This is a genomic window from Mycobacterium sp. SA01 (assembly GCF_041287105.1).
Classification (GTDB): domain Bacteria; phylum Actinomycetota; class Actinomycetes; order Mycobacteriales; family Mycobacteriaceae; genus Mycobacterium.
In genome coordinates this window covers 103,236-115,451 of sequence record NZ_JBGGNO010000008.1, presented here as the reverse complement: position 1 = coordinate 115,451, position 12,216 = coordinate 103,236, and the positions used below count along the sequence as shown (strand labels likewise).

At 67.3% G+C, this 12,216-nt stretch carries 15 protein-coding genes; 10 read left to right on the top strand and 5 right to left on the bottom strand.

The window, feature by feature from the left end:
- Both AB4879_RS01545 and AB4879_RS01540 read right to left on the bottom strand, forming a co-directional pair.
- On the bottom strand, nucleotides 1-637 hold a 637-nt coding region (locus AB4879_RS01545), incomplete at its 3' end, for an MCE family protein (RefSeq protein WP_370506137.1).
- Nucleotides 638-813: 176 nt separating this feature from the next.
- Nucleotides 814-1,617, bottom strand: a complete 804-nt coding sequence (locus AB4879_RS01540) for an SGNH/GDSL hydrolase family protein (RefSeq protein ID WP_370506136.1) — start codon at nucleotides 1,615-1,617, stop codon at nucleotides 814-816.
- A gap of 69 nt (nucleotides 1,618-1,686) precedes the next feature.
- Here AB4879_RS01540 and AB4879_RS01535 point away from each other — a divergent pair, with 69 nt between their 5' ends.
- Nucleotides 1,687-2,313 carry a TetR/AcrR family transcriptional regulator gene (locus AB4879_RS01535; RefSeq protein WP_370506135.1) on the top strand — a complete coding sequence of 209 codons (627 nt, stop codon included), beginning with the start codon at nucleotides 1,687-1,689 and terminating at the stop codon, nucleotides 2,311-2,313.
- 6 nt (nucleotides 2,314-2,319) lie between these two features.
- Here the strand turns inward: AB4879_RS01535 and AB4879_RS01530 are convergent, their stop codons facing one another.
- On the bottom strand, nucleotides 2,320-2,544 hold the full coding sequence (locus AB4879_RS01530) for a hypothetical protein (RefSeq protein ID WP_102808427.1): 225 nt from the start codon (nucleotides 2,542-2,544) through the stop codon (nucleotides 2,320-2,322).
- Between the two features lie 158 nt (nucleotides 2,545-2,702).
- On the opposite strand from AB4879_RS01530, the gene AB4879_RS01525 reads away from it, so the two are divergent.
- Entirely contained in the window at nucleotides 2,703-4,109 is a 1,407-nt protein-coding gene (locus AB4879_RS01525) for a cytochrome P450 (protein ID WP_370506134.1), read from the top strand.
- Here the strand turns inward: AB4879_RS01525 and AB4879_RS01520 are convergent.
- Nucleotides 4,065-5,069: a VWA domain-containing protein gene (locus tag AB4879_RS01520; protein ID WP_370506133.1), complete on the bottom strand. Its 1,005-nt coding sequence runs from the start codon at nucleotides 5,067-5,069 to the stop codon at nucleotides 4,065-4,067. The two genes, AB4879_RS01525 and AB4879_RS01520, sit on opposite strands and share 45 nt — an antisense overlap.
- Nucleotides 5,070-5,163: 94 nt before the next feature.
- On the opposite strand from AB4879_RS01520, the gene AB4879_RS01515 reads away from it, so the two are divergent.
- From AB4879_RS01515 to AB4879_RS01505, 3 genes are read left to right on the top strand one after another with little or no spacing between them, the layout of a single operon-like run.
- Nucleotides 5,164-6,168, top strand: coding sequence for a VWA domain-containing protein (locus AB4879_RS01515; protein WP_370506132.1), 1,005 nt, complete (start codon nucleotides 5,164-5,166; stop codon nucleotides 6,166-6,168).
- 52 nt (nucleotides 6,169-6,220) lie between these two features.
- Entirely contained in the window at nucleotides 6,221-6,427 is a 207-nt protein-coding gene (locus AB4879_RS01510) for a DUF3072 domain-containing protein (RefSeq protein WP_102808429.1), read from the top strand.
- Nucleotides 6,427-6,672, top strand: coding sequence for a hypothetical protein (locus AB4879_RS01505; protein ID WP_370506131.1), 246 nt, complete (start codon nucleotides 6,427-6,429; stop codon nucleotides 6,670-6,672). The genes AB4879_RS01510 and AB4879_RS01505 overlap by 1 nt, the downstream gene beginning before the upstream one ends.
- Here AB4879_RS01505 and AB4879_RS01500 read toward each other — a convergent pair.
- Nucleotides 6,669-7,475, bottom strand: coding sequence for a HugZ family protein (locus tag AB4879_RS01500; protein WP_370506130.1), 807 nt, complete (start codon nucleotides 7,473-7,475; stop codon nucleotides 6,669-6,671). The two genes, AB4879_RS01505 and AB4879_RS01500, sit on opposite strands and share 4 nt — an antisense overlap.
- A gap of 285 nt (nucleotides 7,476-7,760) precedes the next feature.
- Between AB4879_RS01500 and AB4879_RS01495 the strand changes: the two genes are divergently transcribed.
- The 5 genes from AB4879_RS01495 to AB4879_RS01475 all read left to right on the top strand — a co-directional run bounded on the left by AB4879_RS01495 (nucleotide 7,761) and on the right by AB4879_RS01475 (nucleotide 12,215).
- Nucleotides 7,761-8,879 (top strand): ABC transporter substrate-binding protein, encoded by a 1,119-nt coding sequence (locus AB4879_RS01495; protein WP_370506129.1) that lies wholly within the window; start codon nucleotides 7,761-7,763, stop codon nucleotides 8,877-8,879.
- Between the two features lie 8 nt (nucleotides 8,880-8,887).
- Nucleotides 8,888-9,751, top strand: coding sequence for an ABC transporter permease (locus AB4879_RS01490; protein WP_370506128.1), 864 nt, complete (start codon nucleotides 8,888-8,890; stop codon nucleotides 9,749-9,751).
- 65 nt (nucleotides 9,752-9,816) lie between these two features.
- Nucleotides 9,817-10,533, top strand: a complete 717-nt coding sequence (locus AB4879_RS01485; protein ID WP_370506146.1) for an ABC transporter permease — start codon at nucleotides 9,817-9,819, stop codon at nucleotides 10,531-10,533.
- Nucleotides 10,530-11,660 (top strand): ABC transporter ATP-binding protein, encoded by a 1,131-nt coding sequence (locus AB4879_RS01480; RefSeq protein WP_370506127.1) that lies wholly within the window; start codon nucleotides 10,530-10,532, stop codon nucleotides 11,658-11,660. The genes AB4879_RS01485 and AB4879_RS01480 overlap by 4 nt, the downstream gene beginning before the upstream one ends.
- Nucleotides 11,661-11,729: 69 nt before the next feature.
- Nucleotides 11,730-12,215: a GreA/GreB family elongation factor gene (locus AB4879_RS01475; RefSeq protein WP_102808434.1), complete on the top strand. Its 486-nt coding sequence runs from the start codon at nucleotides 11,730-11,732 to the stop codon at nucleotides 12,213-12,215.
- Nucleotide 12,216 lies beyond the last annotated feature (1 nt).

Here is a 12,216-nt window from a genome sequence, read left to right as displayed (position 1 = left end):
GCGGGTTGACGTCGTCGAGCACCGCGTTGCCGTTGACGATCGACTGGCCGAACTTGGTGCCCAGGCCGTTGAGCGCCTCGGCGGCCGCGCTGAGCGTCAAGTTCAGCTTGACCGGATCCACCTTCTCCGAAATCGAGGTGAGCGTCTCGAACAGCGTGTTGAACTCCGTCGTCACGTGGGACACGTCGATCACGTCGCCGCTGGAGATCCGCTGCTTGGACGGATCGGGCGGGCTGCGGAAGGACACGTACTTGTTGCCGAAGACGGTGCTGGCCTTGACCTCGGCGATGGCGTTGGCCGGGATCAACGGGACGTACTTCGGGTTGACGTTCAGTGACAGCTTGGCCTTGGTGGTGCCGTCACGCTCGACGGCATCGACGCCGGTGACGCGACCGATCTCGACGCCGTTGTAGGTCACTTTCGACCCCGGGTCCATCACCAGGCCGGCTCGCTGCGAAATGAGGGTCAGCTCGGTCTTGGGTGTGAAGTCACCACGAAACTGCATGTAGACGACCACCACGATGACGGTGAGCAGGATGGCGGTCACCGCGAAGGCGGTCTTCAGCGGGGGCGAGAACTGCCAGTGTCTGGCACGCGACTCGAGCCACCCCGGCGCGTCACCACCGCGGTCAGCCATGTCCGCGCCTACCCATCTCGGGGTCCCCTCCACCGACTGCGGTTCACCCGCAGATCGCCATTCGTTGCCCTGCCACTATCCCACGCAGGCCGCTGACGTCGGGGTTTTCGGACCAATCGATATCAGTGATGAACTCCGGGCGCTGGGCCCTGCGTGACGTGGCTCACACAGTGAGTTCAGGCGGTGTGATGGGCCTGCGGCACGAGCTGGGAAACAGGCTGCAGGACACCGTATTTCGGATCTCGACCGTCACCGGAGGACCGGCCACGCGCGTGCCGCCACAGCCACGGGATCAGCAGGCCGCGGGTCCACTGGCCTTGCGCGTACATCCGCTGCCAGAAGCCGTCTTGGATCTCCTCACCGCTGGGCTGCGCCCAATCATGGTTACTGCCAGGCAGTTTCAGCGCTTCGGCGGCCGCCTCGGCAAACAAGATGTGGCCCCGGGTCGAGGCGTGCATGCGGTCGTGACTCCAGTTCGACGTCTCGTTCATCGACTCGGCGTTGTAGAGATCGACCAGGCCGAACCCGTGCCGATCGGCGGCCTGACGGATGACCGCATTGACCTCGCGGATGCGCGCTCCGATCAACCGGCCCACCGGCAGCATCTTCGCGACGTCGGGAAATGTCGTGGTCACCACGGTCGCGCCGGACTCCGCCAGCTGTCGGTAGACGGTGTCGAGATCGCCCATTGCCCTGGTGAACGTGCGGCCGGGCCGCGTGACGTCGTTCATCCCGATGCAGACGGTGACCAGGTCGGGGTCCATCGCCAGCGCTCGGGGGAGCTGATCTTCCAGCACGTCGATCACCCGTTTGCCGCGGATCGCGAGATTGGCGTACAGCAACCCGGGGTGGCAGCTGTCCAGGGTGGCGGCGAGCCGGTCGGCGAACCCGATCAGTCCATGGGTGTCGTCGCCGTCCCAGAGGCCTTCGGTCTGACTGTCGCCGATCGCGACATAGCGAGAGAAGCCGATGTCGGACATGAACTTCGACTTTAGCGCCGCACACCGCAGTACGATCGGCAGGCGAATGGAAGGTGGGGTGTACAGAAGGTGAAGTCGTCTGCGTCGGTCGAATCCACGGCACCGCAGTCAGATCCCGCTCCGTCGACACCTCGCCAGCGACTGATCGACGCGCTGGCCGCCTCGATCACCGACGTCGGATATTCGGCGACCACCGTCGCCGACATCGTGCGCCGCGCGCGGACCTCACGACGGACCTTCTACGAGTACTTCACCGACCGGGAAGCGTGCTTGGTTGCGCTGCTCGCCGATACGAATCGGCGGGCTGTGGAGACCATCTCGGCGGCGGTTGACCCGGCAGCGCCCTGGGAAGCGCAGATCAGGCAGGCCGTCGAGGCCTGGGTGGCCAATGCCGAATCGGAACCGGCGGTGATGCTGAGTTGGATCCGTGACGTCCCGGCGCTCGGCATGGCCGCCAGGACGCTGCAGCGGGAAGTCACCGAGTCGTTCATCGTGATGGTCCGGACGCTGTCCGACACCGAGGAACTGCGGGCCGCCGGCATCCCGATGGTGTCCCGTCAGCGGGCGATCATGCTGATCGGCGGATTGCGGGAACTGACCGCGGTCACCGTCGAGAGCGGCGGCCGGATGAAGGACATCACCGACGAGGCGGTCGCCGCGGCCATCGCCCTACTCGGCCCTCATCGCGGCGGTTGAGCCGGGCTACTTCTTGAGCCAGGCGCGAACTTTGGCCAGGTCGCGGGTATAGGCCTCGTACATCTCGTCGTCGAAGAACGACGCGCCGCTGATGACGTCATTGCCCTGCCAGATCACTCGGACCCGGTACCGGTCACGCAGGTAGACGTCGACGCGCCCGCTTTCGCGACGCTGCCAGCCCTTGTCTTCGCCGGCCTCGGAAATGGCCAGCCGCTCGTCCGTGCCAGACATCAGTGACTACTCCTCTTGGGCGCTCCTCTTGGGCGGCGATACGCGCGCCCCGGGGGTCAACAGTACGGGGAGGACCCCGGCCGGCTGCCGTTGTGTCGCCCGGTACATCGGCGTACCGTGGCCGGTACAGCGACGTACCGAAGCGGAGGATGGGAACCATGGCGCACGCGACGACCGATCCGATCCGACTCCCGCCCGGCCCGAACGCCCCACGGCTGCTGCAGGGAATTCGCTTCCTCACCGCACGCCGGGCCGTGGTGGGCGACCTCGCCAGGCGATACGGGTCGGCGGTCACCCTGAACCTGCCGATATTCGGCAGAACCGTGTTGATCAGCGACCCCGCCCTGATCAAAGACCTGTTCACCACCGGCAGTGATCTGGTGGGGCGGGCCACCAATCTCGGCGAGGTGTTGGGCCCGGGCTCGACCTTCAGCCTGGACGGCGAGGAACACCGCGAGCGACGCAAACTTCTGGTGCCGCCGTTCCACGGCAAGCGCATGCACAGCTACGAGGCCATCATCGAAGAAGAAGTACTGCGCGAGGTCGCGAACTGGCCCGAGGGCGTCGAATTCGACACGCTGCCGTCGATGATGCGGATCACGCTCAACGCCATCCTGCGCGCGGTATTCGGGGCCGAGGGTGCCGCCTTCGACGAACTACGCGAGCAGCTGCCCCGCCTGGTGGCCGTCGGATCGCGGCTCGCCTTGCTGCCGAGGATCTTTCGGCGTGACTTCGGCCCCCGCAGTCCCGGTGGCGCCATCGGTCGGCACCGACGGCGCTACGACGAGATCGTCGACTCGCTGATCGCCGACGCCCGTCGCGACCCGGCGTTCGACGAGCGCCCGGACGTCTTGTCGCTGATGCTGCGGGCGCGTTACGAGGACGGCACGGCGATCCCGGACCGGCACATCGCCGACGAGCTGTTGACCCTGCTGACCGCCGGGCACGAGACCACTGCGACCACCCTTGCCTGGCTGGTCGAGCGGGTACGCCGGCATCCGCAGCTGCTGGAGCGCCTCACCGCGGAAGCCGACGCCGGCGGCTCGGAATTGCAGCAGGCCACGATCTGGGAGGTACAGCGGCTGCGGCCCGTCATCGACGGCACATCGCGACGGGCGTTACAGCGAATCCGCCTCGGGGAGTGGGTGATTCCCGAAGGTCATGTGGTCATCGTCAGCATCCCGATGGCGCACGCCAACCCGGACCGATTCGCCGGACCGTCGGCGTTCGACCCGGACCGGTTCGTCGGCAGCCCGCCGGACAACTACGCCTGGATCCCGTTCGGCGGCGGGATCCGCCGGTGCATCGGCGCCGCGTTCGCCAACATGGAGATGAACGTCACCCTGCGAATCCTGTTGCGCGAGTTCACTTTCGTTCCCACCACCGCACCGGGGGAGGCGTACCACTCGCGGGGGATCGCCAACGCCCCGGCCGACGGTGGCCGCGCGATCGTGCACCGGCGGTCCGATGCCGGGACGCCGCCGGATTGGGCGGCTTCTGGGAGTCTGCTGGGAATTGCGTCAGGCGGGGAGCCGGCGATTCAGCAGAATGCCCGCACCGACTGACAACGTCAGTGCCAGCGCGCCCAGTGCAACCCAGCCTGCACTGGCGTCACCGTGCACCACCTGGTAGCCGATCTGCTCGTCCAGGGTCGAGTACACCTGGTTCAGTTCGCCGAGGCTGGCGGCACGGAAGGCTTGGCCGCCACTGAGATCGGCGATCCTGGCCAGCGAGGCGTCATCGGTCGGAACCGGAATCGATTGACCGTCGACCTGGACCACACCGTTCGGCGTGCCGAACGAGATCGTCGAGATCGGTACCCCCTGCTCTTTGGCAGCCTGCGCGGCGGTGAACGCCCCACGCGGAGAGTCCAGGTTCGGCGGCACCGTCTCCTTGCCGTCGGACTCCAGCACGATGCGGGCCGGTGGCGGCCCGTCACCACCGCCCATCACCGCACCGGTGGTCGCAATCGCTTGCAGCGCAGTGAAGATACCCTCGCCCGTTGCGGTGCGCGGTTCGGGAACCAGCTTGTCGATCGCCTGCTTGACCTGCTGCCGGTCGATCGTCGGCGCGACCAGCAGCGTGGCCCCTGACGAGAACTTCACCAGCCCGAGATTGATGCCCGGGGTGAGCATGTCGGCGAAATGCTTGCCGGCCTCGCGGGCCGCCTCGATTCGGCTGGGGGCGACATCGGTGGCCGACATGGATTCCGAGACATCGATGACGAGCATGACGACGGCCCGGTTGCGGGGGATCCGCACGTCATGGGTGGGCCCGGCCATCGCGGTGGTGAGCAACGCCAGGGCGGCCACCAGCAGGGCCGCGGGCAGATGCCGCCACCTGCGCGGCTTCTGGCCGGCGGCAACCTGCTCCAGCAGCGCCATGTTCGCAAAGCGCAGCACCCGCCGCCGTCGGCTTCGCTGAACCAGCAGGTAGGCGGCCACGGCGGCGAGCACGACGACGAGATAGCAGAACAACCACGGGGTTGTGAAGCCCGAAAGTGACAGCGATTTCACAGCATCCACGCCGGCGGGACCACCTCTCAACTAACCCCGGTACAAAGGACACGTTAGCCACAGTTTCTTGGGGCTGGCCGACAGTGATGACAGGAGTGGGTTGTTGCCCGGTATCGGTTCGTTGCCCCTGAGCGGGCTGGCGCATCCCGGCCTGCTGGTGCTGGCCGTGATACCCGCACTGCTGCTGGGCCTGTACGTCCTCGGGCAGCTCCAGCGACGGCGGCGCCTGCGGCAGTTCGGCGACGCGGCAGCGCTGCAGCGGCTGACGCCGAAGCGGCCACATCGCCTGCGGCACTTGCCTATTGCGCTGTCGCTCGGTGCACTACTGCTGCTCATCGTCGCGCTTGCCGGGCCCACCCATGAGGCCCGCATCCCTCGCAATCGGGCCGTCGTGATGCTGGTCATCGACGTCTCACAGTCGATGCAGGCCAAAGATGTTGCCCCGACCCGTCTACGGGCCGCGCAAGACGCGGCCAAGACCTTCGCCCAGCAGCTGACCCCCGGGGTGAACCTGGGCTTGGTGTCGTTCGGCGGCAACGTGAATCTGCTGGTGTCGCCGACCCCCGATCACGCGGCCACCGTCACCGCCTTGGACAAGTTGCAGCCGGACAACTCGACCGCCACCGGTGAGGCGCTGTTCACCTCGCTGGAGGCGATTCAGACCGTGAGCACCGTGCTCAGCGCGGGCGATGCCACACCACCACCGGCGCGCATCGTGCTGCTGTCCGACGGCGGCGAGAACAAACCCGCCAATCCGGACAATCCGCGTGGGGACTTCACCGCCGCACGGGCCGCCAAGGACCAGGGGGTGCCGGTCTCGACGATCACGTTCGGCACCCGGGACGGGGTGGTGACGCTCAAGGAGGACACCATCCCGGTGCCGTCGGACGGCACCCAGATGAAGCGGATCGCCGAACTGTCGGGCGGGCAGAACTACACCGCCACCAATATCGACGAGCTGAACAAGAGCTACGGGGCGGTCCTGCAACAGGTCGGGTACCAGACGATCAGCGCGCCCGCGACCACCGGATGGCTGCGGCTGGCGGTGGTTCTGCTGACCGTCGCGGCGTTCCTCGCGCTGGCAGTCAACCGGAATCTGCCCGCGTAGATGTCCGCTCGGGTGGGCATAGCTACCGCGACAGCAGAGGAGGTCCAGCCGCATGAGCGACGACACCGCGCCCCGGGAGAACCCCGCCAAGGATCAATCGGAATGGGTGACCGGCGATGAGCCGATGACCGGTCCACAACGCAGTTATCTGAGCACCCTGGCGCAGGAGGCCGGCGTCGAGGTGCCCGAGCAGCTGACCAAGGCACAGGCCTCGGAGATGATCGACGAACTGCAGACGAAGACCGGACGAGGTGCCTGATGATCACTCCCGATGACGTGCGCCGGCTTCTCGACGGCGACCCCGACGCGGTGCTGGTGCTCATCGAAGGCCGCACCGAGGTCGTCGGGCCGGCTGCTTTGGACACCGATGACTACCGTGGGGCGCTGCAGGTGATCACCCGCGCGGAACTGGTCGAGCAGGCCGGCGGCGAAAAACTCTCGGATCGTGAACTGTCCGAGCAGGCCGCGGCCCTGGAGACCGCGATCGCCGAACTGGGCGGCTAGCTTTCCGCGCCGTGGGCGCGTTTCACCAATTCGACCGAGGCCGAACGTAATTCGTCGGCGGAGGACAACGGTGCACCGAATCCGACCCGGGTGTATCCGGTGCCACGCGGCGTGTCGACCCGCAGGTCGAGCCCGTAGCGGTCGACGCCGGTGCACACCGCGGCCGTGGTGTCCGGATAGCCGCCGAGTGCGCGCGCCATCGCCACCAGTGACTCGGCGTGATCGGCGTTGAGGTGGGTGATGGCGCCGGCGGCCTGCGGTCGAACCGGGTCGGCGGCGGCCGCCGCGTAGTCCTCGGCGGTCGCCGAATCCATCCGGCCGTAACCGCCCACCCAGCGCACGCGGTGCACGCGCAGCACCCAGAGCGTGAAGTCGGAGTAGTCGACGTAGTACTTCGCCGCCGCGACGGCGGCCAGATGCGCGTCACGGGCAGCGCGGGCTTCGTCACCGGTCGGGCGTTCCACGACGCCGGCCAGTGTGATCCGTCCGCTGGCCAGCGGGTCGGTCTCCGTGGTGGGCGCGACGACGGCAAGACTGGCGCGCGGATCGCCGGCGAGATTGCGGCCGTGCTCGGCCATGTTCGACACGCACAGCACCGGCTGACCGCCGAGAAGCCCGTAGGTGACGAACGAGGCCCATGGATCGCCGGTGGCGGTCAGGGAGGCCAGCGTCGCGGTATTGGTCGACGCCGCAATACTGCGGGCCTCCTCGGCCGCCGAGGGCCGGGTCGCGTCGACGACGGCGGTCAGCGGCGGCGGAACCGAAGGGGCGTCGCCCGGGTCGCCATGATCGCGTGATGCCACGTCGGCACGATACCGCGCCCACCGTCCGGCGAGAGACCCGATTCTGATCCGGTCCATCCTGCGTGGTGCTGCCGACGATGAGATCGCAAGCGACATCATCGAATCCGATGTTGCGCGACGGTGTCGGCGGCAAGAACCGCAAGAACGAAAAGCGCGAATTGCGGCGAAACCCGCGCGCTCGTGCAGGTAGTGTCAGATCGTCGTGACGATCCCGTTCACCGTCACGAAACACCGCGGACACCGCGGCGCCACCGCATCGCTTCGAAGTCATAAGAAGGTTCGGTCATGAGGAACGTACGTCTGATCGCTGTTGTCGCGGCCGCTGTCGTGGTCGCCGGTGTCGCCTGCGCACCACCGGAGAAGAAGAGCGGCGGCGGCGGTGACGGCACCGCCGCAGGCCAGGCCACGTCGATGTCCGATTTCGGCGGCATGGACGGGCTGATCTCGGCGGCCAAGAAGGAGGGCGAGCTCAATGTGATCGCCCTGCCGCCGGACTGGGCCAACTACGGCGCCATCATCAAGGCGTTCGGCGACAAGTACGGCATCAAGGTGAACTCGGCTCAGCCGGACGCCGCCAGCCAGGACGAGATCAACGCCGCCAATCAGCAGAAGGGCCGCAGCACCGCACCGGACGTCTTCGACCTCGGTCAGTCGGTGGCATTGGCCAACAAGGCGATGTTCGCGCCGTACAAGGTGGCGACCTTCGACAGCATCCCGGCCGATATGAAGGCGGCTGACGGCGCGCTGGTCAACGACTACGGCGGTTACATGTCGATCGGCTACGACTCCGCCAAGGTTCCCGACCTGAGCTCCGTCAACGATCTGCTGAAGCCGGACTACAAGGGCAAGGTGGCACTCAACGGCGACCCGACCCAGGCCGGCGCCGCCTTTTCCGGTGTGGCGATGGTGGCCCTGTCGCAGGGCGGCTCGGCCGACAATGTCGCGCCCGGCGTCGACTTCTTCGCCAAGCTGAAGCAGGCCGGCAACTTCCTGCCGGTCGACCCGACGCCGGCCACCATCGAGTCCGGCCAGACGCCCATCGTCATCGACTGGGACTACCTGAACGCCGCGGAAACCAAGAAGCTACCCAGCTGGAAGGTGTTCGTGCCGCAGGACGCGGTGCTGGGCGGGTACTACTTCCAGGCGATCAACAAAGATGCCCCGCATCCGGCGGCCGCAAGGTTGTGGCAGGAGTTCCTGTTCAGCGACGAGGGCCAGAACCTGTACCTGGCCGGCGGCGCGCGACCGGTGCGGGCCGACGCGATGGTCAAGGCCGGCACCATCGACACCGCCGCCTACGAAAAGCTGCCCCCGATCAGCGGTAAGCCCGTCATCATGACCCAGGCCCAGACCGACGCCGCGACCCGATACCTGGCCGACAACTGGGCCAAAGCGATGGGCTGACACCGCGCGTGCTCCGCCATCAGTCGCCGGCCGAACGTCTCCGGCAAGCACTGCCCTTGGTGCCGTTCGCAGTGTTCGTCACGGTCTTCCTGATCATCCCGACCGTGACGGTGATCGTGTCCGCGTTCTACCTGGACGGGGTGTTCTCGCTACAGCGAATCGGATTGCTGTTCTCCGGCACCGCGGTGGCCGCGCTCGGTAAGAGCGTGCTGCTCTCGACGGTAACCGCCGCGATCGGAGCGATTCTGGGTGCGGTGCTGGCGTGGCTGGTGGTCACCAGTTCGCCGACGTCACCGATGCGTCGGGTGGTGCTGTCGCTGTGCAGTGTGCTCGCCCAATTCGGCGGCGTGGCATTGGCATTCGCGTTCCTGGCGACGATCGGCCTCAACGGTGTGCTGACCGTCTGGGTGTTCGACCGGTTCGGGTTCAACCTGGCCGGCGACGGGTGGCTGTACTCGTTGCGCGGACTGATCCTGGTGTACACCTACTTTCAGATCCCGCTGATGGTGATCGTCTTCACCCCGGCGCTGGAGGGCTTGCGAGCGGAGTGGCGCGAGGCGGCGGTCAGCCTGGGCGCCTCCCGGTGGGCCTACTGGCGAGAGGTGGGCTTTCCGCTGCTGACACCGGCGTTCCTCGGGTCCGCGTTGTTGTTGTTCGCCAACGCGTTTGCCGCCTACGCCACCGCCGCGGCATTGGTCAGTCAGGGCAGCCCGATCCTGCCGCTGCTCATCCGCTCGGCCCTGACGTCGGAGGTGGTGCTCGGACAGTCCGGGTTCGCCTACGCGCTGGCGCTCGAGATGGTTGTCGTGGTCGCCGTGGTCATGGTCGCCTACAACCTGCTGGTGCGCCGCACGTCGAGGTGGCTGCAGTGAATCGGGTCGGGCGGGCGGTGCTGCTGACACTGTTCGGGGTGTTCTTCCTGTTCCCGCTGTATGCGATGGCGGATTTCAGTACCCGCAACCTCATTCACGGCGGACGCACGCTGGCGGCGTGGAAGAACCTGGTACAGAACGAGATGCTGTATCAGGCGATTATCGTCTCGCTACTGCTGGCGGTGTTCACCGTTGTGCTGATGCTGGTGATCCTGGTGCCGACGATGATCTGGGTGCGGCTGCGTGCGCCGTGGGGCAAGCGGCCGATCGAGTTCCTCTGCCTGCTGCCCTTGACCATCCCCGCGCTGGTGATTGTGGTGGGGCTGCGCAACGTCTACCTGTGGGTGGTCTATTTCCTCGGGGAGTCGGCGTTGACGCTGACGTTCGTCTACGTGGTCCTCGTGTTGCCGTTCGCGTATCGGTCCCTTGATGGCGCCCTGTCGTCGATCGACCTGAAAACCCTTGCCGAAGCGGCACGTTCCCTCGGCGCGGGCTGGACTACCACGATCCTGCGGGTGGTGGTGCCCAACATCTGGTCGGGCATTCTGTCGGCCGCGTTCATCTCCATCGCCGTGGTGCTGGGCGAGTACACCATCGCGTCGTTGAGCGGATACCAGAACCTGCAGGTGGTGATCGTCGCGATCGGCAAGAGCGACGGGCCGACCTCGGTGGCGGCGTCGCTGGCGACATTGGTGTTCGGTTTCCTCCTGCTGCTGATCCTCTCGCTGGTGACCCGCCGTCGCCGGCACGCCGGCGTGGTCGACGGGAAGGGAAGCCGATGACCGGCAACGGTGTGGCTGTCGATTTCACCGACGTGACAAGGATTTACGGCGGAGCCGTCGGAAAGGCGGGCGTCGGCGGAGCCGTCGGAAAGTCGGGCGTCGGCGGAGCCGTCGGAAAGGCGGGCGTCGGGACCGTCCATGCGCTCGACGGACTGACGCTGCACTTGGAGCCCGGCGAGATGGTCGCCCTGCTCGGTCCGTCGGGATGCGGCAAGACCACCGCGCTGCGGATCCTGGCCGGGCTGGACGAGCCGACCGCGGGCCGGGTGGCCGTCGGCGGTGACGACATCACCGGTGTGCCGCCCAACAAGCGGGACATGGGCATGGTGTTCCAGGCCTACAGCCTCTTTCCGCACCTGACCGTTCTCGACAACGTCGCGTTCGGGCTCAAGTTGCGCGGCCAGGACAAAGCCGACCGAACGGCGAGGGCGGCGGACATGCTTGATCTGGTGGGGTTGTCCGAACACAAGCAGAAGTACGCCAGCCAGCTCTCCGGCGGCCAGCAGCAGCGGGTGGCGCTGGCGCGTGCCCTGGCCATCCAGCCGCGGGTGTTGCTGCTGGACGAGCCGCTGTCGGCCCTCGATGCGAAGGTGCGCGCGCAGTTGCGCGACGAAATCCGGCGGGTCCAACTCGAAGTCGGCACGACGACGCTGTTCGTCACCCACGACCAGGAAGAAGCTCTGGCCGTCGCCGACCGGGTCGGCGTCATGAACCAGGGCCGACTGGAACAGATCGCCGCGCCCGCCGACGTCTACGCCCATCCGGCCACCCCGTTCGTCGCCGAGTTCGTGGGCTTGAACAACAGGATCGACGTCCAGGTGGCCGACGGGCGGGTCCACCTGCTCGGGACCACCCTGCCCGCGGCGGCCGGCTCGGTGGCGACGGGTGCCGGCGTCGCGCTGGTGCGACCGGAGTCGGTACGAATCGACGCCGCCCGCGACGGGTCGGCCACCGTCGCCTCGGTGTCATTCCTGGGCCCGATCTCGTTGATCCACTGCACCTTTGACGACGGCACCCGACTGGTCGCCCAGAGCTCGAGCACCCATGCGGCCGGGCTGACCCAGGGCGATCGCGTCGCCGTGCGCGTCGAGCAATCCGAGGTGCTGGTGATCCCGGCGGACGGCTAGACCGCGCGCAGGACGAAAAGTCCCCGAACCCAGCATCTCCGAGGCAGGCACGCAGGTACGTTGTCGGGCATGGGTCAGGATGAGGGAACGCCGAATTTCACCGCGCAGGAACGCGACCGGATCGACGAGGAGCTGGCGGATCTGCGTCGCCGCCGCGATCAGATGCGCGCCGAACTGCAGGGCGACGCCGACACCGTGGGCGACCGCGGCGATGCCGCCGACGCGCTGCAACGGTCGGAGGATCTGGCCGGCATCGACGAGCAGATCAACCGGTTGACCTGGCTGCTCGCCGGGGGGAACGCTGACGCGCCAGGGCAACTGCCCAACGGCACGGAGGTGACCGTGCGCTTCCCGGGTGACGAGCCGGTGCGCATGCGGATCATCCACTTCCTGGAGGAGACGCCGGCCGGCGAAGAGGACACCACGCTGACCTCCGACAGCCCGCTCGGTCTAGCGTTGTTCGGGCGGCGGGCCGGTGAGACCGTCACCTACTCGACGCCACGGGGCGAGCTGCAGGTCGAGCTGCTGGCCATCGATATTCCGAACGAGCGATAGA